Genomic DNA, 24317 nt, shown 5'->3' with positions numbered 1-24317 from the left:
CCGGTTGCATCAAAAATGTGCAACCAGACGATCTTAGTAACCAATAAATATTACCGTAGACTCTAAGCTTTGCGGCCTATCCTTTCGAATAGTGTGCTAAAAATATTTTTTATTCTTTTTTTGTTTCATTTTCCTCTTAAACCAAATATTACTATACCGTCTGGACGGTTATAATTCAACACCATATAAAATTGTTCTATTATTCTAATAAAAAAATAATTCCCCACCGGATTAAATAAACCAATGGGGAATTATCTTTTATTCTATAGTTTATATATTCTATTTATAGGAAGCGTTAATAAGGGTTTGAATCACTTTTTCTCTTAATTCGGGACTTAGTCTTCCGACCCCTAAACATTCCGAATACCATAATCCATCAGCTGCTAATCTAATAATTGTGGCACAAACAGAATCCATTTCATCATTTTCTATTTTAGTTTGCAATTGCTGAAATGCTTGTTGTAATGGCTCAAGTAATTCAGGTTTTAGCATTAATGCTGCCATCATACTACTACACAACTCTTCTGTTCTTTTCTCATTACTTAATCTTTCCTCTACAAAAGAACGAACCCACCTTCCTTTCTTCTCTGTGTCTTCCGTTACCTTATTATGAATAGCACCATGATACTCCTCTGTCCCTTTAAGTATCATGCCTTCTATTAAAGCTTCTTTATTTGAAAAGTGATACAATAACCCACCTTTACTTACACCTGCCTCTTTTGCTACTGCTTCTAAAGTTAACTTAGCTACTCCTTTAAATTGAACAATTTGAGAAGCGGCGGCTAAAATTTTTTGCCGTGTTATGCTCGTGTTCATTCCTTTTTAAACCCTCATTTCTACTAATTCTATCTAAATACGTATTTTATTTTTAATATTGTTGAATACTACTAGATATTTTTTATTCAATATAGGCTTCATTACATTTGAATTGTTAGTTGCTTCTTCTATTAAAAATTTCCATATCATCCAATATGATAACATTAAATACACTCCGTAGACTATACATCTATACATTTATATAAATTCCTAATATTCCCATAAAAATGAAATACAATTTTAACGAGTCGATTTCCTATCTTTTAGTTTTCAAGCATTTTTCGACGCTGGTCTTCCTACCACCCTATCAGCTTTATTGTTTTATTTTATAAGACGGTGCCAATTCTTTAATCACTAAATAAAAAATGTTATTACTTCTCTTTCTATAAGTAATAACATTTTCTACCTATAAACCACTTAACAAATTTCTCTCCAACTAGCATCCTTCACATCTTCACTAGTCAGCTTTCTAACTGATCCAACGAAACATTCCTCGCAAGCACCAAACGCAATGAAATTTCTCTGCGCTTGTCTTAACGAGGGCTCATTTGCTCCGCCTTCAAAGTCATGATCGTTAAACTGAACAGGATCATCTTCCCAATAACATATGTTACAGATTTCATATGTACCTGGTGGTTCTTCTTCTAACGTTTTATATCCGCAGCATGGACAAGTGTATTTCATTCTGTCACTCCATTATTAACTTGTTTTTTCTCCCATATATTCCGGCCCACAAAGAATGTCACAGCGCAAATCATAGTTATTCCCATGAAAAAAATATTAGAATCTTCATATGTAGTTGGAATCCCAACCGTTACTGAAACAATACTACAAGCTAAAAGTAAATATAATAATAAAGATATAATATAGCTTAATTTAAATCGTAAAATGATACCTCTAAACAATAGCTCACCAAGAAGACAGCCACCTAAAATGATAGGTACTCCAAAATACAATGTAAGGACTCCCATTTGCGCAGTAGATTGAATTATCTTTCCAATTATGTTCGGCGAAGTCATCTCATCATTTTTTCCCATCCTATCATATAAATCAAGTGCCGTTGCTGAAATAAAGAAACTTAATATAGAAAATGAATACGGAATTAAAAATTTGCTCAATCTCATTCACCTCACTTTTTTCCTTCTATATATATATTATTCACTATTTCCTATCATTTTCACATAAAAAAATAACCCTCTATGATAAAACATAGAGGGAATAATTTCTATATAAAAACCTATACCTTATCCCGAAAACAGAATACATATCAAAACACCTAAACCATCTGTTCCCTATATTCTTTAGAGGATAAGTGGTTTAGATGTTTTATTAGAAAGTAGTACCTTCTTTTTTATAATATTCTTTTGAAATCTCTTCATAAAATGCTGCCGATGTCGCGTAGAAATAAGGTGCTAACCATAAGAAACCGATTCCTATAGTAAGAATACTTAAAATGAACCAGCCAAGGAAACTTAAGCATAGTAAAAAGTAATCCATTTTATGTCCGTTCATCATACGGCGACTTTCGGTAATTGCTTGATTCGCTGTGTATTCTGGATGATCATTCAAAATAAAATACGTCATAGAATAAGAAAATGATTTAATAATACCCGGAATAATAAGAAGTAATGTCCATAGAATTACGTATACATACATTAGTAAATATGTTAAAAATGCCTTCATAAACTTACTTCCATCGCTAAACCATCTAAATAAATGACCGATACTAGCATTAGTCCCACGAATTACATTTAAAACTAAGTAATAGGCACCCGTTGTTAACGGACCGATAATAAGCATTGCAATAATAGTTACTGTAAGCGAATCACTTGCTTCTTCCCAACCCCAAAACATTGAGAAAACACCTGTGGTTAGAAGTTCGATAGCTCCAATAAGGATTCCAAGTAATAAGGTTGCCCCTACCGCTAATCCCCATTTTCCTTTTAATGAATCAAGTGCTTCTCTTTTCAACTGACTTATCATATATAACCTCCTAATATTATTTCTACATTAGTATACCATTTATATCAAAAATTTCACGAATTTCCCTGAAATAGAAAGGTACTACTTTTTTTCTGATACGTATTGAGAAATGTGAGCTGTATTTGCACCCATATATGAATCAAACTACTCATTTCTCCATAACAAAAAAGCCTGCCTTTCATACTAGGCAAGCCATTCTATTTAATTCTCACTTAATTTCTTCTTATACCAATCCTGCATTCTCTCCGCATCTTCTACTCTCGTATGCTCTAGTTTATAATTCGATGATGCACTAGAAAACGTATACGTACATAAATCCGCCCGGCGCTGGAAATATGATTGTGTTTTTTCAATTGATTGGACGTGTCTTCTTCTTACAAGTCCTGTATGTTTCCCAATACTACGATGTATAATCGTAATTTGTTCTCCGTTTACACCGTAACCATTTGTTTTAAATGTTGCGTATCCAAGTGTAAAGATGAGGATAGCTAGCGGTAACAACGCCCACATGATGAAATACTTTTCAAAGTATATGCTTATCCCAGTAAGCGGGATTGCTAGCATTGCGAAGAAAATGAAACTATCAATTAAATAACGGCGCAAGGCTGCTTTTGGTAATGCAGTAATATTTGTATTCAGTTCATATGGCAATTGTAAATGAGCGAGTAACTCTTGCACACGATCTTTTCGAATAATCGGATGCAGCGTAACTTTGTCTTTCTCTTCTCCCAATCCCTTACTTTGAATGACTTCGACTTGCACAGCACAATAACCGAACATCTGACGGAAAATACCTTCTTTTATCGTAATCCCTTGAATGCGGTGTAACTTTAGTACAAGTTCTTTCCTTTCAAGTAATCCTTGAGAAATACGCACTTCATCGTTTTTTCGATTTACTGTGAAATTACCATGTTTTAACGCGTAACCAATTGTAGATATAATCCACGAAAGGACGAGTAAAATAGCTACCATGTAAATCCAGCCGTATATATCATGATCCATTACATACGACTCTACGCTATTTTTTATCCATTTCGGAATGTACTCATCTACTTGGTGATACACGAAAAAGATTAATGAGAATAATAGTCCAAACTGACCAGATGTAACAGATGCTAATAAAATTTCTTTCAAAGTTAATTTGTACTCTGTCGCTTGCTTTTCCTCTGTCATAACTTCTTTTTCTACTACTTCTTCTGATGTTTCTTCTGCTTTCACTTCTGGAGTTGGCTCATTTAGTAAGGAAATAAGCTCCTTCGCCTCGTCTTCCGTAATACCAGCTAAGCTAACTTCTGCATCATCGCCTCCGCCAGCTGTTTCGATTTGAATTTTCTTTAAACCGAGCATTTGATATAACACGTTTGAACTTGTATTAATCGTTTGAACACGTTCTTTATTTAAGTAGCTCTCCTTCTTCACAAAGAGCCCTTGTTTAACATGTAATACGTTATTTTCAACCCAGTATGTTGTGTAATACCATTTTTCAAAAGCTGAAAAGACGGTGAATAAACCGAATCCAGCGGGAATTAAATACCAAAATGGAAACTTTCCATTTAAACTAAACATGAAAATAAGTAATGGTATAAAGTCTGTTATTTTTAATTCTAATAACATCGTAATGGGATGCTGCCTCTTATACATCCTCATCACTCACTTTCGCTAATTCTGCGATTCTCGTTTTTAACATTTCTGCTTCATACATCGTTAAGCCTGGAATGCTGTGAGAAGTTGCTGCCGTTGCAATATGTAATTCTGCTAATCCATATTTTCTCATAATTGGCCCTTGTTCAATTGTCACGTGCTGTACACGAATCATCGGTACTAATACGCGCTTTACTACGAAAAGACCGTGCTGAATTTCAAGCTCTTCTTCATTTAATTGATAGCTATAATAACGCTGACGTAGTTTCGGGAATACAAAGTACGAAAATGGTGCTAGCGCAACTGTTAACCCAACCATCACATACAAAATCCACGCCCACCAATCAAACTTTATCATAAGGAACAGGTAAGCTAAAATGACGAGAATACCGATCCCTTCCTCAATTACAGCACGAACTTTCCACACCTTGACCATGTCAGGATGAATTTCATTTTTCAATGGATCCATGTAACCACTCCAAATCTATTAATCTAATATTTGAATTGTCTCAATCTATATTTTACATAACTTTACATAAAATTGAAAATTTATTATTTATCCTCTTTTTTCTCAGGAATAAAATACCCGAACCAAAGCAGCCAAACTAAACTAATTAACGCGAACCAACCTTTATCCGCTTGAAAAGCTTCAATCATACCTGGGATTTTATAAATTCCAATTAACCCCAGAAAACCGAGCCACCAGTTTTTCTGCATTTTCATTTTTATTCCCCCTCCTTCATTACGTTTTTCACATTTCGAATCCAAATTTCTTTATACTTTAAATCGAATCCTATTAATATGTAATTACTCATATTATCAATAACGAGCGCTAACGTATGCGCGTTTTCTTCAGTTGCATGTTGTGACACAACACCAAGTTCCACACCTTTCTTTAATAAATCGTGGAATCCATTTAAAAACTCTTCTTGTATTTCAAATAAGCGTTTCTGGTACTTTTCATTTCGCGTCGCAGTTACGATGAATTCATTTATAACGCGTAATATGCCTTCTTGACCTCTATACTCAGACAACATATGTAAACCATCTGCGATTAATTTTTCTTCAAAATTTTCTTTCGTATATTGTTCTTTAACGAAGTAACCCTCGAATTGATATTCAGAAAAAATCTCTTCAAATAAAAAATCAACTAGCGCTTCTTTAGACGGAAAATGATAATAAATAGCTGGCTTTGATATGCCAACTTCTTTTGCAATCATTGAAAGACTCATCTTCTCAATACCGTGCTCTGCCATTAGTTTAAATGATGCCTCTACAATGTTCTTCGATGTTTGTAAATTCTTTGTCATACTGTACCTCACTTATTTTTACTTACCGGTCGGTAAGTAAATTGTAAAATGAAAATGAATGATTTGCAAGTTAATTAGAGTTTTAAAAGGAACTTCTTGATGAACCTAGAAAAATATAAAGTAAAAACAATGTATAACGATAAGGAGGATTTTCATATGGGATCTGGCGGTAAAGATGGTAAGAGCGGTAGTAGTGGGCTTTTATTATTCATTCTGCTCTTTATCGTATTCATTATAATTGGAGCTAGTTATAGTGTGTTTAGCTTCTAAGAAAAGACACAATTCAGTTAGTTATAGTAGCGTAGAAAACTTAAACAGAGATTAAAATTTTCCTTCTTAAGGTTTCTTCACCAGTAAGGGCACACAAAATAGAAAGCCCCGGTTATATTTAACAGCCAGCGCTTTCTATTTTCAGTATTCTTATAATGCTTCATCTATATTTCCAACTCGCACACGTAAATCGTTATTGATCATCCACAATAATATACGCTGTTCTAATTGGCCCATGTACACCTACGACAAGGTTCATTTCAATATCCGCGCTATTTGATGGACCAGAAACGAAGTTCACACAAGCCGGCAAGTTTTCTCCCGCTTTACTTTGATCATGAATCAGTTTTGTAGCTTGGGTTAATCTTGGCACAATCGTACTTTTAGGAACGATTGCAATATATGACTCCGGAAGAAGACTCACATGTCTTCCTTTTAAACCGTCATTAAATAGTACAACGGTTCCTGATTCTGCCAAAGTCATATCACTGAACGTAATGCCAAGGTCAGCAGCTTTCGCAAATTTTACGTCCTCTTCTTTATGATCTAATCCCCATGTACGAAAATGTGTTGTTCCTTCATTGTTGAAACATGGCGTAAGACCGTACTCATTAAAGCGCTCATCATTCGAACATATAACAGATTTGATATTCCAATCTGTTATAAAAGACCCCAATGTTTCAACAAGATTTCCCTTTGTTGTTCGCTTTACTTCTGTATGAATGACTTCGCAGTGCTCTATTAACTTTAATACAAGTTCGTCTTGCGCCAGTCCGTCAAAAACATCCCACTGCGGGGAAAAAGACCAGTTCGGTTTTTCCACTGCTTCTGGACGTTTCCTACCAAGCTTTTCTGATAACTGGAGTAAAAATTCCTCACGATTTTGGATGGCCATCATTGTTCTCCTTTTCGTGTTTTTCAAACCACTCTCGAAACGGTTGTTTTTTCGGAACTGGAAAATCTCTCGCATCCGTCCAAGCTTTTAACGGCCCAATTCCACGCTCGATCTTATCCCCTTTTGCAAGAGGTTTTAATGCATACGGAGCGCTCTTCGCTGCAAAAGAAAATAGTCTAGGACTCTTAACCGCTTTTTCAAAACCTTTCATAGCCACGTTCCAAGCTACGGGTGATTGTTTTTCTTCTACAATGCGGCTGCGGTGTTTAATTAATAAGTCGTGTAACGGGATTTTCACTGGACACGCTTCTGTACAAGCACCACAAAGGCTAGATGCGTAAGGTAAATCCTTATATTCATCATATCCCCCTAAAAGCGGTGTCAACACAGCTCCAATTGGTCCTGGATAAATAGAGCCATATGCATGCCCACCAATATGCCTGTATACAGGACACACATTAATACATGCCGCGCAACGAATGCACTGGAGGACACTTTGGAATTCTGTTCCTACAATATCGGAACGACCATTATCAACAATGACTAAATGAAATTCCTCAGGTCCATCTGTTCCGCCAGGCTCAGTTAACCCTGTAATATAACTTGTTAACTTTTGTCCTACAGAACTTCGGCATAGAAGTGTTACTAAAACATCAAGCTCTTCCCATGTTGGAACAATACGTTCCATCCCCATAACTGTAATCAACGTTTTTGGAAGTGTCGTAGTAAGTCTTGCATTTCCTTCGTTTGCTACGATAGAAATTGATCCCGACTCTGCAACAGCAAAGTTACATCCAGTCACCCCTATATCCGCTGCAAAAAAATCATCACGTAAATACGATCTTACAAACCTCGCCATTTCCGTAGGATCAGATGTTCCAGTGTAATTTAACTTTGTTTTAAATATTTCACAAATGTGCTCTTTATCTTTGTGAAGACACGGAACAACAATATGTGATGGAGGATCGTGGTCGTTCACTTGTAGAATAAATTCAGCAAGATCTGTTTCTAACACTTCCGCTCCAGCTTCTTCAATCGCTTCATTTAAACTAATCTCTTCCGTTACCATCGATTTTGATTTCACAATTTTTTTCGCGTTTTTCTTTTTTACAATCTCTTTTACATATTCCCTTGCGTCTTCTGCAGTCTTTGCGAAATAAACGAAACCACCGTTTTTCTCAATATTTTCACTCAGCTCATATAAATAATAATCAAGGTTTTCTAATGTATGCTTTCGAATTTCTTCTCCTAAAGCTCGCCATTCTTCCCAGTTTCCAAGACTCTCAGTAGCTTTTAATTTCTTAACTCTAAGACCATCTTGCGCTTTCCTGACAGCCTGTCGCATAAATTGATCCCCAATGCCTGTTGCAGTACGCTTATGAAAGGGATCGTTCCCAATTTTCATTCCCATCTCTATATCCCCCCTTGTTTTCGATCTTCATTTAATACTTGAGCAATATGTTTTACATCAATTGGATAACCATTGCGTGTTAAACGTCCTTTTATATTCATTAAGCAGCTACAATCCATCCCAATTAACAATTCCGCACCGGTTTCCATAATATGCTTTACTTTTTCTTCAACCATTTGCTCAGAGATTTCTGGCATTTTCACCGAGAATGTCCCTCCAAATCCGCAACAATCATAATTATGCGGCAATGAAACAACTTCCAGTCCCTTTACACACTTTAATAGTTTTTGCGGTGGTTCCTTAATCCCCATTAATCGGCTCATATGACAAGATGTATGAACCGTTGCTTTTTTATGAAGCTCTGCACCTAAGTCTTCTTTCCCTAATACTTCCACAAGAAATTGTGTGAATTCATATGTTTTATTTCCAAGTTCAGTAGCTTTTTTCTTCCAATCCGCTTCACTTTCAGAAAATAAGCTAGAAAACTCGTGAACCATCATCGCGCACGAACCCGATGGTGCCACAACATATTCTGAACTAGCAAAGGTTTCAATCATATGCTTTGCAGCTGTTTTTGTTTCTTTCACATACCCGCTATTATAAGCAGGTTGTCCGCAGCAAGTTTGGCTTTTAGGAAAATCAACTTCACAGCCTAAATCTTCAAGAATTTCGACGACATCACTTCCGACCTCTGGATAAAAAACATCTGCCACACAAGTGATAAAAATTGATACTTTCATATTTGCACCCCTAAATACAGTAAAGTAATCTCAATTAACTCTATTTGTATATTATTGGTAAAAAAATGAAAAATATGAATAAAAATAACAAAAAGCACCCTAAATTACACATGTAGGGTGCTTTCTTTTTAATTTCTATTCAGCAATCGCATACGATAACAATTCATCGTCACTTCTCCGAGTCTTTGCAGTAATTGATAGTTCGCATATGCGCCGACTGGGGCACCGATGATTGGAACGAGTTGAAGCATTTTTGCTAAATCGATATAGTCTCGGTATTCTGTTTGGAACTTTTCCCAGTCCATATGATTTTCTTCTTCTGTATCCCACGTTTCAATCGCTTTCCATACTTCTTTTCGGTGATCGTCACTTGAAAAAGCAAGTTGGAAAACGTGAAGAATAAAAAGGCGCTCTTCTTTTTTACTCGTATCAAATCCGTACAATGTTGCTGCATCAAATAAAAATTTTATTTTAATAGTAAGTAATAACGGGAAATCGGCAAGACCAAGGAGAATACCACCTGCTCCTGTTCCTGCCCCTTCTGCCGCTGCGACTTTTTTGTACTCATCCATTTTTTTACGTACTTCATCGTCTCGTCTTTGCAGTGACCAGTTCGTTTCTTTTAGCTTCGGTTTTATGAAGTTTGATCCAGCACTAATTGTTTGCACCATCATCCGAATCGTTTCTGTTAGTACCTTTTGCACTTTCGCGGGCACTAGTTGTTGCACTTTCACCTGCACTTTTTTAGAGAACCGTGTCATCATAGAAGAATCTTTCATGAATGTAGCTTTCCACTGCTCCAATTCTTTTATAACCTTCTCTTCATATGTAATCATAGGTTCATTCCTTTCAGTTTAAACGCTCAATGCGCTTTGCACCGTATTGATAAACGAAACCAATACTAAATAATATGCTTACTACAAATAAAATGCCGGTCATTATGAAATCTTTCGTCGCAAGTGCAAATATAACTGTAAATACAACGCTGCCGATAATAAGAATCGCATTTAATAAAGTAAGGAAATCTCTCTTCTTCTCGTCTCCCCCTACCGGATATAAATCAAGCCAAACTTTCATACGGTGATGTTTCCAAAGGGTTAAGAGCTGGTAGCCGATTAAGTATAAGAAAACAAGGCTTACGATAAAACGTCCATATAAAAATGGGATAAAGTAAAGAATAATTCCCCCAAGAACGAGTAAACGCATATATAATCCGAAATAGTTACCCGATCTTAAAAATGTTCTCGTATATAAGTATAAATATGTACGTTTCTCACCAATCATCGAAAGAATGAAATCAAGCCATTTCCTACGTGATACTCTCTCTTTTAACGCTGGTACATCAACGAACATATTCGCAATGCGGTACAGCAGCATCATTTTTTTACCTTCTTCAGAAATTAAATACTCCCAGTTTAGCGGCTTTCCTTTCACCTTTTGATGCATAACAGCAAGGTATAGTGCCATAAGAAAGACAATCACACCGGTAAAAATGACTGAAGTACGTTCTACAAGGACGTACACAAATATGCCGTTTAAAATAAAACGAATAAACCAATCCGCTCTTTGTACATTTTGATCTGTTAAAAATGATTTTTCCCACGCTACGAATAAATTCCACGCTTTTACAATGACAAACGCGATTACAATCCATATGTAATTGGCACCTGTTTGTTTCATTTGCTGGAAATATAACGGGGCAAGCGCAGCGGCTACCATTGCGATTATGTATAACTGAATCATAAACGTAAAAAGAAATGCCTTCGTAAAATAAGGCTTTAACTTTTCTTCAACTGGCAGCAAATACACGAGGTCTGCTTCTTTTAATAACGTTTGGACTGACCCAGCTGTTAATACGAGGCCAAGTAAGACTGCCATAACAATCGCTGTCGGAAACGAAGGTGTTAACGTTTGTAACCATTGCTGGTAATAATACGCTCCTGCGCCGATGATAAATACGAAAATAAATTTCAAATGATCATTAAATACGTATTTACTATATGTACGAACTTCTTTTAGAAAGTGCCGAAATCGTTCTTTCCATAACGCTGTGCTATTCATAATCTTCTTCCTTCGTTAACGCAATATAAATATCATCAAGCGTTGCACCAGGCATATTAAACCCGGATTGAAGTTCTGATAATGTTCCCATCGCTCTCACTTCACCTTGATGCAAAATAATGAATGAATCACAATAGCGCTCTGCTGTCGCTAAAATATGTGTACTCATTAAGATGCCCGCACCACTCTTTTTCATTTGATCCATCATTTGAAGAAGTGATTGAATCGCTAACGGATCAAGCCCCACGAAAGGTTCGTCCACAATGTAAAGTGATGGTTCAACTAAAAATGCACTCATAATCATCACTTTTTGTTTCATCCCTTTTGAGAAATGAGACGGAAACCATTTTAAGCGATTTTTCATGCGAAACTCTTGTAATAGTTGCCCTACGCGTTCTTCATATTGTTTTTCATCTACACCGTACGCCATCGCTGTTAATTTCAAATGCTCTTCTAACGTTAACTCATCATATAATACTGGCGTTTCTGGAATGAAGGAGAAACTAGAACGGTACGCTGTCATATCATCACGAATTGTTTTCCCGTTAATTGTGACAGTTCCTTTTTTCGGCTCCATTAAACCGATGATATGTTTAATTGTCGTACTTTTCCCGGCTCCATTTAAACCGATCAAGCCGACAAGTTCGCCTTTATTAACAGAGAACGAAACATTTTGCAGTACAGGTCGTTTCGTATACCCTCCTGTAACATTTTCTACACGCAATAACTCGCTCATACGACACCACTTTCTTCATTTATATTCATTCACTTTTGTAAGAAATGTATATATTCATCTTACCAAAAATCATGGTGCACTACATAGTATCGATGCCTTCAAAAAAAAATTTAAATTTCTTGGCATATATTTTTACGAAAGCGGACATCATAATTAGTGAAGAAGGAACACATTGAAAAAGCAACCACCAATTGATGAGTACAACAACATAGTGAAGTCATCATGAAATGGGGTGTCCAAGTTGGACAATGAAATTTACACATAACCAGATAATTTGTTTCATTTTCGAAACGGGGTGTCTCCGAAAGAGCATATACTGTTTTAAAAAATAAACAATTTCATTTTAAAAAAAGATTGCAATTCATTTCACTTGAAAATGGGGTGTCTACGGCAGAAACTTTAGCCGATTTACCGTGCATTTCTTAAATAAATGAGGTGTCTGCGAACCGTAAATTATAAAAAATGCTTTTTCAATCCATCTTCAGAAAACAGGAAGCTGAGTCAGCTTCCTGTTTTTCGTGTTTGTTCTCCTATGTAATTATGGTAAAATACGGCTAAGACTATTTGAAAGGATGAGATCGATGAATCATACAGCGGACAATTGTATTTTTTGTAAAATCATTGACGGGCAAATCCCTTGCTCAAAAGTATACGAAGATGAACATGTACTTGCATTTTTAGATATTAGTCAAGTAACAAAAGGACATACTCTTGTTATTCCGAAAGTACACAAACAAGACATTTTTGCGTTAACGCCAGAAATCGCATCACATATTTTTGCTGTCGTTCCAAAAATCGCAAATGCAATGAAAGCAGAATTTAATCCAGTTGGTTTCAACCTACTTAACAATAACGGCGAGAAAGCTGGACAAACTGTATTCCACTTCCACCTTCATTTAATTCCACGCTACGGTGAAAACGATGGTTTCGGTGCTGTTTGGAAATCACACCAAAATGAATACACAATGGAAAATTTACAAAACATCGCAAGTACAATTGCAAATAGTGTGAAATAGTGCCACTATAATAAGAAGTAATACATAATAAGCCGATTCCTCTGGCATTTATTGTATGGCTTCTTTCTTCACAAAAAATGCCGGGGGTATGATTTTTTGTGCATAGCATGTACAAGAGAGAAAAGCTCACTTTTCTTCCCCTTGTCTTAAAGATATGCACACTTTTATACATCATGAATACGAACGAAAAATAAGGAGGTTTCCTTTTATGTCAAAAGCTAAATCCTTTATTACAGGTGTACTTTGCGGCGGAGCAGTTGCTGGACTAGCCGTTCTTTTCTCAACTCCTTCTTCTGGTAAAGCTATGCGCGGTAAGCTGAAAGAAAAAGGAACTGATATTAAAAAAACATTAGCTGATATTACAGCTGATACGAAGTTATTAAAGCGTCAAATCGTTGAAACTGCTTCAGAAGGTAAAGAAGTATTCCAAGAACTAAAAGACGATATGCATGACACGCTTTCTAACTGGAAACAAGATATTTCTCAAAACAAACGACATATCGAAAAAGAAATTTTAGACATTCAAAAGTCAATTGAGAAACTACAAGAAGCCGTTCCAGAAAAAGCGTAAACATATTCCTGCTTAGTTTTTTGCATATAACAAATATTTTTCATACGAATTGACCTTAACACGGCATATCACATAGATATGCCGTGTTTTTATGCATTTACAATATATGTTATCCCTTAACATGTAAAGACAACACATGTATTCTCGACTCATAAAACGCTTCCATAGTTATGCATGATTTGTATAGAATGTTATTTTTCCGAAAAATTTTCACAATTCTCACAAAAAGACTTTATTAATTTTTATTTTACTGGCATAATAGATAATAATGAAAAAAGAATGTTAAAGTGGGTGAGTAAATGAAAAGTGGAGAAAAAAATTACTCGGTAAAAGAAGCGATGATTTTCAGCCAACGTATTGCTCAATTATCGAAAGCGTTATGGAAATGCGTAGAGAAAGATTGGCAACAATGGATTAAACCTTACGATTTAAACATTAATGAGCATCACATTTTAACCATCGCTTATCATTTAAAAGGGGCTTCTATTTCTGAGATTGCTAAGTTTGGAGTTATGCACGTATCAACGGCGTTTAACTTCTCTAAAAAGCTTGAAGAACGCGGCTATCTTATATTCTCAAAAAAAGAAGATGATAAACGAAATACGTACATTGAAATTACAGACAAAGGGGAAGAATTACTACTTCGTTTAATGGAGGAGTATGACCCTGAAAATAATTCTGTTTTTAATGGGGCACTTGAACTTCGTAATTTTTACGGTAAGTTCCCAGAAAATATCGAACTTATTGCGATCCTTCGCAATATTTACGGACAAGACTTCATCGATATTTTTGAGAAATCATTAGAAGATATTGAGGAGAACTTTACGGAATCCGATCAAAAGTTAGTTAAGAAATAATCTATTTATTTTTTCGCAATCATGCTTAAGAATTCATTCATAAGCGGCTTAAATAAACCTTGTTTTGCTAGCGCTTCCGCAGTTTCGTGTACTTCGAGCTGATGTGGAAGCGCTTTTTCAAATTGATCTAATAGCGCATCAAACAATAGAAGGCCTTCTGCTTTCTCCACTACATATTGTTCGTTCAGTCTTTCACAAAGTTTTAGTATACGTTCGATGTCTTTTTTACGAGCTTTTTTCTTTATGATTAAAGAATAAAATGGACACTTTTCTTCATCAATCATTTTAAATAGTAGGTCTACGTAGTATTCAGCTTGTTCTAGTCTTCTTACAACGTCCATTTTCTCCCTCGCTTCCTAACACAAAGTCTTCTATTTCTGAATTTTGTAACACGAACAAAATATCGTATGATACAATATATAAAGTATATGTATTTTAGCCAAAAGGAGGTCTCGCCTCATGACTCTTATAACCGTTGTTTTTGTTGCATTCGCACTTCTTGTTATATTTTACACGAATTTCATGACACATACACTGTGTGAGCGAAAACAAATATCTGCGAGCCGCCAGCCCGGTGTCTTTCGAGTTATTAATGTATGTATTACCATTCTATTAATTTCTAGTTATGTAGAAATTATATTTCATGGAAAGTGAGGAAGGAAGCCCCTTCCTCATTTTTTTCCTCTATAAGCAAATTATACCTACTATAACTAATAAAATAAACAGTACAAGTAATAAAATAAGTTTTGAATTCATCCCCCATCCCCTCCTCTTTTCTGTATATGCGACATCCGCCCAATATGGTACCCTTTCAAAATCTGACACAAACTGGTTAAAATTTCTTTATCAATAGGAAAACCCGTCGAAATATGATATATTAAATTTTGTACATATTGCTTATACTATGAAATAAACGACACGCATCTAAACTTTATCCTAAAGCCTCGGTAAGCCCTGTTAAGCATGCTTTTACATATAAAAAAAGCAAAGACATCAGTGAGACTTAATCAGGTTCTTATGAACGAAAATAACCTATCATAAGGCGTTTCTTCATTCGTATGGGATAAATTAAAAATACATAATAGTAGGAGTGTTTATTGAATGAAGAAAGCTATGCTTGCCTTAGCCGCAACAAGTGTAATCGCATTATCAGCATGTGGAACATCATCATCATCAGACAAAATTGTTACATCTAAAGCTGGTGACATCACTAAAGAAGAGTTCTACAATCAAATGAAGACACAAGCTGGTAAACAAGTACTAAATAACATGGTTATGGAAAAAGTACTTATTAAAAACTACAAAGTCGATGAAAAAGAAGTAGACAAAAAGTTCGATGAAATGAAAAAGCAAGTCGGTGACCAATTCGATACACTAATGAAACAACAAGGCCTTAAAGAAGAAACAGTTAAAAATGGCGTTCGCGCTTCATTAGCTCAAGAACAAGCGATTGAAAAAGCAATTACTGATAAAGACTTAAAAGCAAAATTTGAGGACTATAAGCAAGAAATTAAAGCAAGCCATATTCTTGTAAAAGATGAAGAGACTGCTAAAAAAGTGAAAGAAGAACTTGCACAAGGTAAATCTTTCGAAGAGTTAGCGAAAAAGTACTCTGAAGATCCAGGTTCAAAAGAAAAAGGTGGCGACTTAGGATTCTTCGGACCAGATAAAATGGTAAAAGAATTCGATGAAGCTGCTCGTAAGCTGAAAAAAGATGAAGTAAGTGAACCAGTAAAAACACAGCATGGTTACCATATCATTAAAGTAACTGAGACTCATGCTGACGCAACTTTCGATAAAGCAAAAGCTGACATCAAAAAAGAAGCAGTTCAAGAAAAAACACAAGATGCTCAATTTATGAACGATCTTATGATGAAAGAAATCAAAAAAGCTGACGTAAAAGTTGACGACAAAGATTTGAAAGATCTTTTCGAAGAACCAAAAGCTGACGCTAAAAAAGACGCAAAGAAATAATGAAGTGAAAAAAGCTTGGGTAGCCCCAAGCTTTTTTATTTTGTAGTAGTTTTTTACCGATAAATCGATATACTCCCCCATCTTACTCCATTCAACAAAAAAAAACCTTGATTTCGTACAGCACGAAACCAAGGTTTATCTTATTATCATTGATTAAATTAAAAAACTATGTTAAATTAGTACAGAAACGCATTCGCTAAAAATAAAAGAATGTATTTATCCGTATCTTAATTGTACACCAAAACACATCTTCAGTCAACCTCTATTTTTCACTTTTAAAGGAGTGCTTACGTATGAACAAAAAACTTGATCAAGAGCAAAAACGATTGGATAACGTAATAGAAACGATTACGGAGCAAATTGATAAACTGGAAAGCGAAACTGGCAGACGCCGGGCAGAAGTAATCAACATTCGTAAACACTTTTGGGATGATGTAAAAGTTAATACTGATACTTTTGACGATTATCTTGAAACAGTTATCAACTTAAGACAACAAGCTCAGTCACTAGCCGTAACACAAATTACCCATAAGCACACCTTTAATCGACTTGCCGCACTACGCCGTATGCATAAAGCACCTTACTTCGGACGAATTGATTTCAAAGAAGAAGGAGAAATTGGTGCAGAACAAATTTATATCGGCGTTGCTACACTTACCGATGCAAGCGGAGAAAACTTTCTCATATACGATTGGCGCGCACCAATTTCAAGTGTTTACTACGATTATCCACCAGGACCGGCTGAATACAGCACACCAGGAGGCGTAATCTGCGGTAATGTGGAGAAGAAATTACAATATATAATTCAGAATGGCGAGATTGATTCAATGTTCGATACGAGCCTCACAATTGGCGATGAAATTCTGCAACAAGCGCTCGGAAAAGGAACAAACAAACATATGCAAAGTATCGTTGCTACTATCCAGCGCGAGCAAAATGAAATTATCCGTCACGATGAAGGGCGACTACTTATCGTTCAAGGAGCTGCTGGTAGCGGTAAAACGTCAGCTGCCCTGCAGCGAATCGCCTACTTACTATATAAATATCGCGAATGGCTAAAAGCAGATCAAATCATTCTCTTCTCCCCTAACTCCATGTTCAACAGCTACGTATCTAACGTACTGCCAGAACTCGGTGAAGAGAATATGCAGCAAGTTACATTCCAAGAATATTTAAACCATAGACTAAGTAAGTCATTTGACGTTGAGGATCCTTACGAGCAATTAGAATATATGCTAACTGAAACGAATAGCGCAAATTATAAAACTCGAAATGCGAGCATTCGATTTAAAGCATCTACTCAATTTTTCGAGATGATTAGAGCGTACAGACAATCTCTTGAATCTTCAGGCATGCTATTTAGAGGAATGAAATTTAGAGGAAAACTGATTGCCTCTGCTAAAGAAATTACAGAGCAATTTTATAATACTGATTCCTCCCTCCGCTTCCATAATCGAATTGAGAAGTTAACGGATTGGCTAAACAAACAAATAGACACAATTGAAAAAACAGAACTGAAAAAGCCTTGGGTAGAAGAAGAAATTGAACTACTTAGTAAAGATGAGTATCAAAAAGCTTATAAATACTTACAGAAAAAAGGCGAGTTTGATGACAACTCCTTTAATGATTATGAGAAAGAAACGAAAGTACTTGGACGTATGATTGTCCGCAAAAAATTAAAACCGTTGCGTAAAGGCGTTCAAACATTGCGTTTCATCAATTTCACAGGAATATATAAACAACTCTTCACAGATGCATCATGGGTTACTGGCGAAAAGCCTAAAGAATGGGACGAAATTTGCTCATTAACTGTGAACATGCTTGATGAAGGAAAGCTACATTACGAGGATGCGACTCCATTTTTACTTTTAAAAGAATTAATTGAAGGCTTCCAAACGAACAGATCAATTAAACACGTACTCGTAGACGAAGCACAAGATTATTCTCCGTTTCAGTTCGAGTTTTTAAAACGTCTCTTCCCTGCCGCAAAAATGACAGTGCTCGGAGACTTTAACCAAGCAATATTTGCCCATGCGAGTGAAGCAGTGAATTTCAATACACTTACTAGCTTATACGGACCAGATGAAACGAACGGCATTAACTTAACTCGTAGCTATCGTTCAACAAAACCGATAATTGAATTTACACGGGACCTCGTACCTGAAGGAAAGAACATTAATGCATTTGAACGTGACGGTGAGAAGCCTACAGTAACTAAAGTTTCGGATTACAGTGAGCTGCATGATCGTATCACTTCCAAAGTTGCTGAACTACAAAAACAACAGCACAATACGATCGCAATTATATGTAAATCCGCGGCTGAAAGTGCCGCTGCCTACGAAGCACTCAGTCATATCGAGAATATTAAACTTGTGAAAAGTAACTCAGCCGAGTATGAGCAAGGCATCGTCGTTATCCCTGCTTATTTAGCGAAAGGTATCGAATTTGATGCTGTTATTATTTACAATGCTTCTAAAGATGTGTACAGCGATGAGAGCCTACGTAGATTGTTCTACACTGCTTGTACACGCGCAATGCATGAATTGCAGCTTTATAGCGTTGGTGAGGTTAGTCCTTTTGTAACAGGGGCTGCTTCGGAGAGTTTTAAATGTATAACGCAAACACCTTGATTTTTATCAAGGTGTTTTTTTATGCAGGACTTACAACTAAAAAATAGAATATATCATTTTAGAAAAAAGCTAAGGAGTGAAAAGATGAACCATTATTTTATTGCTATTTATGACGGCGTGTTTCCTACCGAGAAATTACATACCATTTTACAGTCTAATCCCACTTTTACCGAACTAAACGTCCGCACCATTTCAATCTCATCACCAAGACCTTTCACCTTATTAGTTGGTGAAGAAAACGATGTACTAACAACTGGACTTACAGATAAATACCACTTATTAACGAAAGAATTACAAGCACTTGAACAGCAAGAGAAGTACTATTACGTATACGATTATAAAATTAGAAAGACCATCGAGAATCCTACCCAAAAATGCTTTCCATTAGCCAAAATTAATATAAGTGTTACGAAATTCCATAAAATGATTCAAAAAGTAAAAGACTTAAAACGACCTGTATTTGCGGGCTATAATATCTCTTCTCATGACTCGGACATACTTACAATTGATGTACTTCTTTCTTCACCTTTATTAGATCCTAAAACTTCCGAAAAAGATGCGGAAGAATACTTATATTTACAACAACTCATTCACAAACTCTCTAGCGATGAGCTACGTATTTCTATTAAAGCAGATTCACTTATTTCATAAAAAATTTTATATACAAAATCACACTACATAGGATTATAAAAAAGTAACATTACCTCCCCTTATAATTTATTTTTTTACAAATAACACGCTACCCAGACTACGGATACGTCTAAATTTAAGGTTTAAAAATTCATAAGATTAGATTGCATATAAATCCATTGTTTTTTCGTACTATACCGAAGAATATTACTTTATATTAATCTGCACATTTTAAGTTCCTGTAATTCTATTTACATCTTTGGAGGCAAAAGATATGAGTGATTTAAAAGGTTTTATTGTATATTTAACAATAATGTTTATATTGATTCCAGTTTTAGTATATTTTTTATTAACTAAGATTTTAGTTCCTATTTTAGAGAAGATAGGTCAAATCATTTCATCACTTTTAATTAAAAAATTCAAGAAACAAATTTCAGGATTTATGATATTTATAGAGGTTATAGTATTATTTTCTACAATTTGGTTTATTTATGAAGCTTTTGATACACTTTTATTCAAAATTGAACACACGATAAGTAAATTTGTATATGTATGTTCTATTTATTTAACAGTAATTATATTGTTGGGAAGTACTTTATCAAATTTAAGAACACACGGTGTAGAGTACAAAGGTCTCATCGGAAAAATATCAAAGAAGATTGATTCGAAAAAATTTTATGTTATAAATAGAATAAAAAATTCTTATAAAACCCTATACACATTGTTATTATATAATTTAATTTTATTTGTAATAGTAGTCGGAAGTGCTACTTTCCGTAATATTTCAATACATCTATTTTATATTTTTTGTTTAAGTGTCCCTATTTTTTTAGTTATGTTTGTTTATTTAACAAAAAATAAAGTAGAACAAAATGTTAGGAGAATTATAAGTTACTTTTTAATCATTGTTTTAGTAATCTTAAAGAGTTTTAAAGATTTTAGTGTATTGATAGAAATGGATATTCAAAATCCAGTTACAGATTATATGACATGGATTTCTATAACAATTTTTACGGCTATGGATAGATTTATAAAAGCTATTATAGACGATCGTAATGATTGGAGAAAAGATCCTGAAGATATCAATGATGGTGAAGATCAGAAAGATGAGCAACCTGTTATTATTTCTGTAAGTAATAGTGAAAAACGCTTACTTACTGATGAACTCAAAGAAACATATATCATTTTGGAAAATGGCATTTCAAAAGTTGAGTTAGAACAATCCGATGCCACCTTCTTAATGGAACAACTTAATGAAATTAAAAAAAAGAAAAAGTAATTCGAATGAATAGCTTTCTCATACTATATTTATCACCAGAACAAACCAAAACCAATAAAAAAATTTAAGTAAAAAAACTCAAAATAGCCAAATACTCATAGTTTATACCCTACAAAAAAGAAAGAACGAATTGTGTATTCTCAAACCTACGCAATTCGTTCTTCCAAAAACATATCTATCTATTTTACGCTAACGCAGCTGCTTGCTCTTGTTGATCTACAGGAATTACAGCGTCTGTTAACGCTTTTTCTAATTCAGCTGTGTATTTCATTTGCTCTTCTTTGCTCCAGCCTAGTTTCGCAGCCATGTAGTTGATTACTGCTTCTTTCCACTCGTATACCCAGTGGATGTTGAAGAATACAGCGCCTCTGCGGCGTACGAAGAAGTCAACTGGTTTCGCTGTCATTTCGTAATCCATTGCGTATACAAGTGGGATTAGAACGTCTAGCGGCATGTTGTATTCTTTTGCTTCGTCTTTATGTTTTTTCGCTAAGTCAAACAGTACGTCAACGTTAGAGCCGTAGAATTTCGCGAATTTTTCAGCTTGTGCTGTCGTTAAACCATATTTCGTACCTTCGCCTGCTTTTTTCGCAACAAATGCCGGGAATCCGTGTGAACCACTTACATGACCACCAGAGATTGGCATATGTTTCGTATCGCTCTTCTTATATGAGCTATGGCCTTCTTTTTGTAATAGATTCGTTACGTAGTCTACTACCATTTCAGCCATTTTGCGGTATCCTGTTAATTTACCGCCCGCGATTGTAATTAAACCAGATTCAGAAGTCCAAATTTCATCTTTACGAGAAATTTCAGATGCATTCTTACCTTCTTCATAAATTAGCGGACGTACACCAGCCCAGCTTGATTCCACATCTTTTTCTGTAATTTTCACGCTTGGGAACATGTAATTAATCGCATTAATGATATATGTGCGATCTTCTGTTGTCATGTGTGGTACAGCTGCGTCTTTATCATAGAACGTATCTGTTGTACCTACGTACGTTTTTCCTTCGCGAGGAATCGCGAACACCATACGTTTATCTGGTGTATCAAAGTAAATTGCTTGCCCTAATGGGAAACGTTTTTGGTCAATTACTAAATGCACACCTTTTGATAACTGAAGTACTTTCCCTTTTTTAGAGTTATCTTTTTCACGAAGTGTATCTACCCAAGGACCAGCTGCGTTTACAATTTTCTTACCGTAAACTTCATACACTTCTCCGTCTAGTAAATCGATTACACGTACACCGCATACTTTTCCATCTTTATATAAGAAACTGTCTACTTTTGCGTAGTTAACAGCTTTCGCACCATGTTCAATCGCTTCTTTCATTACTTCAATTGTAAGACGCGCATCGTCTGTACGATATTCTACGTAGTAACCGCCGCCTTTTAATCCTTCTTGTTTTACAAGAGGCTCTTTATTTAGCGTTTCTTCACGGTTAAACATCTTTCTGCGCTCGCTTCGTTTTACACCTGCTAAGAAGTCGTATACACGAAGACCAATTGATGTACTGAATGACCCGAACGTGCCGCCTGTATGGAACGGAAGTAACATCCACTCCGGTGTTGTTACATGGGGACCGTTCTCATATACGATCGCACGCTCTTTCCCCACCTCTGCTACCATTTTCACTTCAAGTTGTTTTAAATAACGTAAACCGCCGTGTACAAGTTTCGTTGAACGACTTGATGTACCTGCTGCAAAGTCCTGCATTTCAAACACAATCGTTGATAAACCGCGTGTTGCCCCATCTAATGCAATACCAGAACCAGTAATACCTCCACCAATTACGATCACATCTAACTCTTGTTTATTTACTCCATTTAATACGTCTTTACGTTGTTTACTTGAAAATTTCATGGTAATTCCTCCCTTTGATAACGAAAAAAGAGACCACAAGCTCCGCTATAGATTTCGCCTCTATAGCGTGTTGTGGTCTCTCCAAATCTCCTACCGAATTATTAACTTGTCATCATTATAACACTGTTTATGATTATTTGAAAGCTTTAGTTGCTTCAATTGCTTTTTTCCATCCAGCATATAGCTCTTCGCTTGTTTCCGCTTCCATCGTTGGTTCAAAGCGCTTGTCCATATGCCACTGTGCTTTAATTTCATCTTGGTTTTTCCAGTATCCAACCGCAAGACCAGCTAAGTATGCTGCACCTAAAGCTGTCGTTTCATTGATCACTGGACGCTCTACAGGAACGTCTAAAATATCACTTTGGAACTTCATTAAGAAGTTATTCTTAACTGCTCCGCCATCAACGCGTAATGTATTTAGTTCAATACCTGAATCTGCTTCCATTGCGCATAGTACATCTTTCGTTTGGTATGCTAAAGATTCTAGTGTTGCACGAATGAAATGCTCTTTCGTCGTACCGCGTGTTACACCAAACATAGCGCCGCGTACTTCACTATCCCAATACGGTGTACCTAGTCCTACGAATGCCGGTACTATGTATACACCTTCAGTTGATTCAACACGGCTAGCGTACACTTCGCTCTCGCTCGCATCTTTAAACATACGCAGTCCGTCACGTAACCACTGAATTGCAGAACCAGCTACGAAAATACTTCCTTCTAATGCGTAATTCACTTTACCATCTAAACCCCATGCAATTGTTGTTAATAGGCCATGCTCAGAAGCTACTGCTTTTTCGCCTGTGTTCATTAACATAAAGCAACCAGTTCCGTAAGTGTTCTTCGCCATACCTTCACCGAAACAAGCTTGTCCAAATAATGCTGCTTGCTGGTCACCAGCTACACCTGCGATCGGTACATTTTGACCGAAGAAGTGATAATCAATTGTTTCTCCATATATTTCAGATGATTGACGTACTTCTGGAAGCATGCTCTTTGGTACTGTTAACATATCTAGAAGCTCATCATCCCACTGTAAGTCGTGAATGTTAAACATTAATGTGCGTGATGCATTTGAGTAATCTGTTATGTGCGCTTTACCGCCAGACAATTTCCATACAAGCCATGTATCAATTGTTCCGAATAATAACTCGCCGTTTTCTGCTTTTTCTCTTGCACCTTCAACGTTATCTAAAATCCATTTTACTTTCGTACCAGAGAAGTATGCATCAATTAAAAGACCTGTTTTTTCGCGAACCATCTCGCTATAACCTTTTTCTTTTAACTCATCACAAATTTCAACTGTTTGACGAGATTGCCATACGATTGCATTATAAATTGGTTTTCCAGTCGTTTTATCCCATACAACCGCTGTTTCACGTTGGTTCGTAATACCGATACCAGCGATTTGTTCTGGTTTCACATCTGCTTCACTTAAGCAAGTTGCGATAACTGCTAAAATAGATCCCCAAATTTCTTGTGCATTATGCTCAACCCAGCCTGGCTTTGGAAAATGTTGTGTAAACTCTTTTTGAGCTGAATGAACGATTTTTCCTTCTTTATTGAAAAGAATTGCGCGTGAGCTTGTTGTTCCTTGGTCTAATGAAAGAATATATTTTTTCATATCAGT

The 24317-nt window shown here is 35.8% G+C and carries 26 protein-coding genes and 1 riboswitch; of the genes, 9 read left to right on the top strand and 17 right to left on the bottom strand.

Translation table 11 applies throughout. The features are described 5' to 3' along the window. Nucleotides 1-15: 15 nt before the first annotated feature. Nucleotides 16-108: riboswitch (cyclic di-GMP riboswitch) on the bottom strand. Between the two features lie 171 nt (nucleotides 109-279). The 8 genes from MKY90_RS05365 to MKY90_RS05330 all read right to left on the bottom strand — a co-directional run bounded on the left by MKY90_RS05365 (nucleotide 280) and on the right by MKY90_RS05330 (nucleotide 5750). Further along, on the bottom strand, nucleotides 280-816 hold the full coding sequence (locus MKY90_RS05365) for a TetR/AcrR family transcriptional regulator (RefSeq protein WP_078184623.1): 537 nt from the start codon (nucleotides 814-816) through the stop codon (nucleotides 280-282). Nucleotides 817-1233: 417 nt separating this feature from the next. Next, complete coding sequence (locus tag MKY90_RS05360; protein WP_341090672.1) at nucleotides 1234-1500, bottom strand: CPCC family cysteine-rich protein; 267 nt, start codon at nucleotides 1498-1500, stop codon at nucleotides 1234-1236. Continuing rightward, the gene (locus MKY90_RS05355; RefSeq protein WP_002188650.1) at nucleotides 1497-1934 is read right to left on the bottom strand and encodes a hypothetical protein; all 438 of its coding nucleotides are present in this window, start codon (nucleotides 1932-1934) and stop codon (nucleotides 1497-1499) included. The genes MKY90_RS05360 and MKY90_RS05355 overlap by 4 nt, the downstream gene beginning before the upstream one ends. 211 nt (nucleotides 1935-2145) lie before the next feature. Then, a complete protein-coding gene (locus MKY90_RS05350) occupies nucleotides 2146-2799 on the bottom strand; it encodes a DUF975 family protein (protein ID WP_016093140.1) in 654 nt (217 codons plus the stop codon). A gap of 201 nt (nucleotides 2800-3000) precedes the next feature. Continuing rightward, entirely contained in the window at nucleotides 3001-4440 is a 1440-nt protein-coding gene (locus MKY90_RS05345) for a PH domain-containing protein (protein ID WP_341090669.1), read from the bottom strand. Continuing rightward, nucleotides 4433-4909 carry a PH domain-containing protein gene (locus MKY90_RS05340; protein WP_063217561.1) on the bottom strand — a complete coding sequence of 159 codons (477 nt, stop codon included), beginning with the start codon at nucleotides 4907-4909 and terminating at the stop codon, nucleotides 4433-4435. The genes MKY90_RS05345 and MKY90_RS05340 overlap by 8 nt, the downstream gene beginning before the upstream one ends. A gap of 83 nt (nucleotides 4910-4992) precedes the next feature. Then, nucleotides 4993-5163, bottom strand: a complete 171-nt coding sequence (locus tag MKY90_RS05335; protein ID WP_002188645.1) for a hypothetical protein — start codon at nucleotides 5161-5163, stop codon at nucleotides 4993-4995. 2 nt (nucleotides 5164-5165) lie between these two features. Continuing rightward, entirely contained in the window at nucleotides 5166-5750 is a 585-nt protein-coding gene (locus tag MKY90_RS05330) for a TetR/AcrR family transcriptional regulator (protein ID WP_215598972.1), read from the bottom strand. A 156-nt stretch (nucleotides 5751-5906) separates the two neighbouring features. On the opposite strand from MKY90_RS05330, the gene MKY90_RS05325 reads away from it, so the two are divergent. After that, nucleotides 5907-6020, top strand: coding sequence for a sporulation protein YjcZ (locus tag MKY90_RS05325; protein WP_407707977.1), 114 nt, complete (start codon nucleotides 5907-5909; stop codon nucleotides 6018-6020). A 193-nt stretch (nucleotides 6021-6213) separates the two neighbouring features. Here the strand turns inward: MKY90_RS05325 and MKY90_RS05320 are convergent, their stop codons facing one another. From MKY90_RS05320 to ecsA, 6 genes are all read right to left on the bottom strand, one after another. Continuing rightward, nucleotides 6214-6915: a LutC/YkgG family protein gene (locus MKY90_RS05320; RefSeq protein ID WP_098167224.1), complete on the bottom strand. Its 702-nt coding sequence runs from the start codon at nucleotides 6913-6915 to the stop codon at nucleotides 6214-6216. Continuing rightward, nucleotides 6896-8326, bottom strand: a complete 1431-nt coding sequence (locus tag MKY90_RS05315) for a LutB/LldF family L-lactate oxidation iron-sulfur protein (protein ID WP_016119766.1) — start codon at nucleotides 8324-8326, stop codon at nucleotides 6896-6898. The genes MKY90_RS05320 and MKY90_RS05315 overlap by 20 nt, the downstream gene beginning before the upstream one ends. Nucleotides 8327-8328: 2 nt before the next feature. After that, entirely contained in the window at nucleotides 8329-9066 is a 738-nt protein-coding gene (locus tag MKY90_RS05310) for a (Fe-S)-binding protein (RefSeq protein ID WP_002168964.1), read from the bottom strand. A gap of 128 nt (nucleotides 9067-9194) precedes the next feature. Next, a complete protein-coding gene (gene ecsC, locus MKY90_RS05305; RefSeq protein WP_002030211.1) occupies nucleotides 9195-9902 on the bottom strand; it encodes an ecs operon protein EcsC in 708 nt (235 codons plus the stop codon). A 13-nt stretch (nucleotides 9903-9915) separates the two neighbouring features. Then, nucleotides 9916-11127 carry an ABC transporter permease gene (locus MKY90_RS05300; RefSeq protein ID WP_098167223.1) on the bottom strand — a complete coding sequence of 404 codons (1212 nt, stop codon included), beginning with the start codon at nucleotides 11125-11127 and terminating at the stop codon, nucleotides 9916-9918. Next, complete coding sequence (gene ecsA / locus MKY90_RS05295) at nucleotides 11120-11863, bottom strand: ABC transporter ATP-binding protein EcsA (RefSeq protein WP_001292616.1); 744 nt, start codon at nucleotides 11861-11863, stop codon at nucleotides 11120-11122. Before ecsA ends, MKY90_RS05300 begins: the two co-directional genes overlap by 8 nt. A gap of 581 nt (nucleotides 11864-12444) precedes the next feature. Here ecsA and MKY90_RS05290 point away from each other — a divergent pair. From MKY90_RS05290 to MKY90_RS05280, 3 genes are all read left to right on the top strand, one after another. Continuing rightward, on the top strand, nucleotides 12445-12879 hold the full coding sequence (locus tag MKY90_RS05290; protein WP_001016832.1) for an HIT family protein: 435 nt from the start codon (nucleotides 12445-12447) through the stop codon (nucleotides 12877-12879). A gap of 208 nt (nucleotides 12880-13087) precedes the next feature. Continuing rightward, complete coding sequence (locus tag MKY90_RS05285; protein WP_002011120.1) at nucleotides 13088-13450, top strand: YtxH domain-containing protein; 363 nt, start codon at nucleotides 13088-13090, stop codon at nucleotides 13448-13450. A gap of 299 nt (nucleotides 13451-13749) precedes the next feature. Continuing rightward, entirely contained in the window at nucleotides 13750-14307 is a 558-nt protein-coding gene (locus MKY90_RS05280; RefSeq protein WP_002134805.1) for an HTH-type transcriptional regulator Hpr, read from the top strand. 5 nt (nucleotides 14308-14312) lie between these two features. On the opposite strand, the gene MKY90_RS05275 is transcribed toward MKY90_RS05280, so the two are convergent. Continuing rightward, nucleotides 14313-14648, bottom strand: coding sequence for a DUF1878 family protein (locus MKY90_RS05275; protein WP_098167222.1), 336 nt, complete (start codon nucleotides 14646-14648; stop codon nucleotides 14313-14315). A 118-nt stretch (nucleotides 14649-14766) separates the two neighbouring features. Here MKY90_RS05275 and MKY90_RS05270 point away from each other — a divergent pair, with 118 nt between their 5' ends. The 5 genes from MKY90_RS05270 (at nucleotide 14767) to MKY90_RS05250 (ending at nucleotide 20820) form a co-directional block, all read left to right on the top strand. Beyond that, on the top strand, nucleotides 14767-14961 hold the full coding sequence (locus tag MKY90_RS05270; RefSeq protein WP_000172693.1) for a hypothetical protein: 195 nt from the start codon (nucleotides 14767-14769) through the stop codon (nucleotides 14959-14961). 447 nt (nucleotides 14962-15408) lie between these two features. Further along, nucleotides 15409-16281, top strand: coding sequence for a peptidylprolyl isomerase PrsA (gene prsA / locus MKY90_RS05265; RefSeq protein WP_061674036.1), 873 nt, complete (start codon nucleotides 15409-15411; stop codon nucleotides 16279-16281). A gap of 293 nt (nucleotides 16282-16574) precedes the next feature. After that, entirely contained in the window at nucleotides 16575-18911 is a 2337-nt protein-coding gene (gene helD, locus MKY90_RS05260; RefSeq protein ID WP_341090659.1) for an RNA polymerase recycling motor HelD, read from the top strand. A gap of 84 nt (nucleotides 18912-18995) precedes the next feature. Then, nucleotides 18996-19562 (top strand): hypothetical protein, encoded by a 567-nt coding sequence (locus MKY90_RS05255; protein ID WP_341090657.1) that lies wholly within the window; start codon nucleotides 18996-18998, stop codon nucleotides 19560-19562. A 253-nt stretch (nucleotides 19563-19815) separates the two neighbouring features. Continuing rightward, nucleotides 19816-20820, top strand: coding sequence for a hypothetical protein (locus MKY90_RS05250; RefSeq protein WP_341090654.1), 1005 nt, complete (start codon nucleotides 19816-19818; stop codon nucleotides 20818-20820). A gap of 184 nt (nucleotides 20821-21004) precedes the next feature. Here MKY90_RS05250 and glpD read toward each other — a convergent pair whose 3' ends face one another. Next, nucleotides 21005-22687 (bottom strand): aerobic glycerol-3-phosphate dehydrogenase, encoded by a 1683-nt coding sequence (glpD, locus tag MKY90_RS05245; protein ID WP_098167214.1) that lies wholly within the window; start codon nucleotides 22685-22687, stop codon nucleotides 21005-21007. A 133-nt stretch (nucleotides 22688-22820) separates the two neighbouring features. Continuing rightward, entirely contained in the window at nucleotides 22821-24311 is a 1491-nt protein-coding gene (gene glpK, locus MKY90_RS05240) for a glycerol kinase GlpK (protein ID WP_002011107.1), read from the bottom strand. Nucleotides 24312-24317: the final 6 nt, after the last annotated feature.

The organism is Bacillus sp. FSL P2-0099, assembly GCF_038007445.1.
In the GTDB taxonomy this organism is placed as follows: Bacteria; Bacillota; Bacilli; order Bacillales; family Bacillaceae_G; genus Bacillus_A; species Bacillus_A mycoides.
Note: the sequence above shows the minus strand (reverse complement) of the source record. Positions and strands in the feature narration are given on the sequence as shown.

Excerpts from the sequence above, each read along its gene's own strand:
- MKY90_RS05365 (WP_078184623.1), bottom strand. The coding sequence starts at position 816 with ATGAACACGAGCATAACACGGCAAAAAATTTTAGCCGCCGCTTCTCAA.
- MKY90_RS05360 (WP_341090672.1), bottom strand. The coding sequence starts at position 1,500 with ATGAAATACACTTGTCCATGCTGCGGATATAAAACGTTAGAAGAAGAA.
- MKY90_RS05350 (WP_016093140.1), bottom strand. The coding sequence starts at position 2,799 with ATGATAAGTCAGTTGAAAAGAGAAGCACTTGATTCATTAAAAGGAAAA.
- MKY90_RS05345 (WP_341090669.1), bottom strand. The coding sequence starts at position 4,440 with ATGTATAAGAGGCAGCATCCCATTACGATGTTATTAGAATTAAAAATA.
- MKY90_RS05340 (WP_063217561.1), bottom strand. The coding sequence starts at position 4,909 with ATGGATCCATTGAAAAATGAAATTCATCCTGACATGGTCAAGGTGTGG.
- MKY90_RS05335 (WP_002188645.1), bottom strand. The coding sequence starts at position 5,163 with ATGAAAATGCAGAAAAACTGGTGGCTCGGTTTTCTGGGGTTAATTGGA.
- MKY90_RS05330 (WP_215598972.1), bottom strand. The coding sequence starts at position 5,750 with ATGACAAAGAATTTACAAACATCGAAGAACATTGTAGAGGCATCATTT.
- MKY90_RS05325 (WP_407707977.1), top strand. The coding sequence starts at position 5,907 with ATGGGATCTGGCGGTAAAGATGGTAAGAGCGGTAGTAGTGGGCTTTTA.
- MKY90_RS05320 (WP_098167224.1), bottom strand. The coding sequence starts at position 6,915 with ATGGCCATCCAAAATCGTGAGGAATTTTTACTCCAGTTATCAGAAAAG.
- MKY90_RS05315 (WP_016119766.1), bottom strand. The coding sequence starts at position 8,326 with ATGGGAATGAAAATTGGGAACGATCCCTTTCATAAGCGTACTGCAACA.
- MKY90_RS05310 (WP_002168964.1), bottom strand. The coding sequence starts at position 9,066 with ATGAAAGTATCAATTTTTATCACTTGTGTGGCAGATGTTTTTTATCCA.
- ecsC (WP_002030211.1), bottom strand. The coding sequence starts at position 9,902 with ATGATTACATATGAAGAGAAGGTTATAAAAGAATTGGAGCAGTGGAAA.
- MKY90_RS05300 (WP_098167223.1), bottom strand. The coding sequence starts at position 11,127 with ATGAATAGCACAGCGTTATGGAAAGAACGATTTCGGCACTTTCTAAAA.
- ecsA (WP_001292616.1), bottom strand. The coding sequence starts at position 11,863 with ATGAGCGAGTTATTGCGTGTAGAAAATGTTACAGGAGGGTATACGAAA.
- MKY90_RS05290 (WP_001016832.1), top strand. The coding sequence starts at position 12,445 with ATGAATCATACAGCGGACAATTGTATTTTTTGTAAAATCATTGACGGG.
- MKY90_RS05285 (WP_002011120.1), top strand. The coding sequence starts at position 13,088 with ATGTCAAAAGCTAAATCCTTTATTACAGGTGTACTTTGCGGCGGAGCA.
- MKY90_RS05280 (WP_002134805.1), top strand. The coding sequence starts at position 13,750 with ATGAAAAGTGGAGAAAAAAATTACTCGGTAAAAGAAGCGATGATTTTC.
- MKY90_RS05275 (WP_098167222.1), bottom strand. The coding sequence starts at position 14,648 with ATGGACGTTGTAAGAAGACTAGAACAAGCTGAATACTACGTAGACCTA.
- MKY90_RS05270 (WP_000172693.1), top strand. The coding sequence starts at position 14,767 with ATGACTCTTATAACCGTTGTTTTTGTTGCATTCGCACTTCTTGTTATA.
- prsA (WP_061674036.1), top strand. The coding sequence starts at position 15,409 with ATGAAGAAAGCTATGCTTGCCTTAGCCGCAACAAGTGTAATCGCATTA.
- helD (WP_341090659.1), top strand. The coding sequence starts at position 16,575 with ATGAACAAAAAACTTGATCAAGAGCAAAAACGATTGGATAACGTAATA.
- MKY90_RS05255 (WP_341090657.1), top strand. The coding sequence starts at position 18,996 with ATGAACCATTATTTTATTGCTATTTATGACGGCGTGTTTCCTACCGAG.
- MKY90_RS05250 (WP_341090654.1), top strand. The coding sequence starts at position 19,816 with ATGAGTGATTTAAAAGGTTTTATTGTATATTTAACAATAATGTTTATA.
- glpD (WP_098167214.1), bottom strand. The coding sequence starts at position 22,687 with ATGAAATTTTCAAGTAAACAACGTAAAGACGTATTAAATGGAGTAAAT.
- glpK (WP_002011107.1), bottom strand. The coding sequence starts at position 24,311 with ATGAAAAAATATATTCTTTCATTAGACCAAGGAACAACAAGCTCACGC.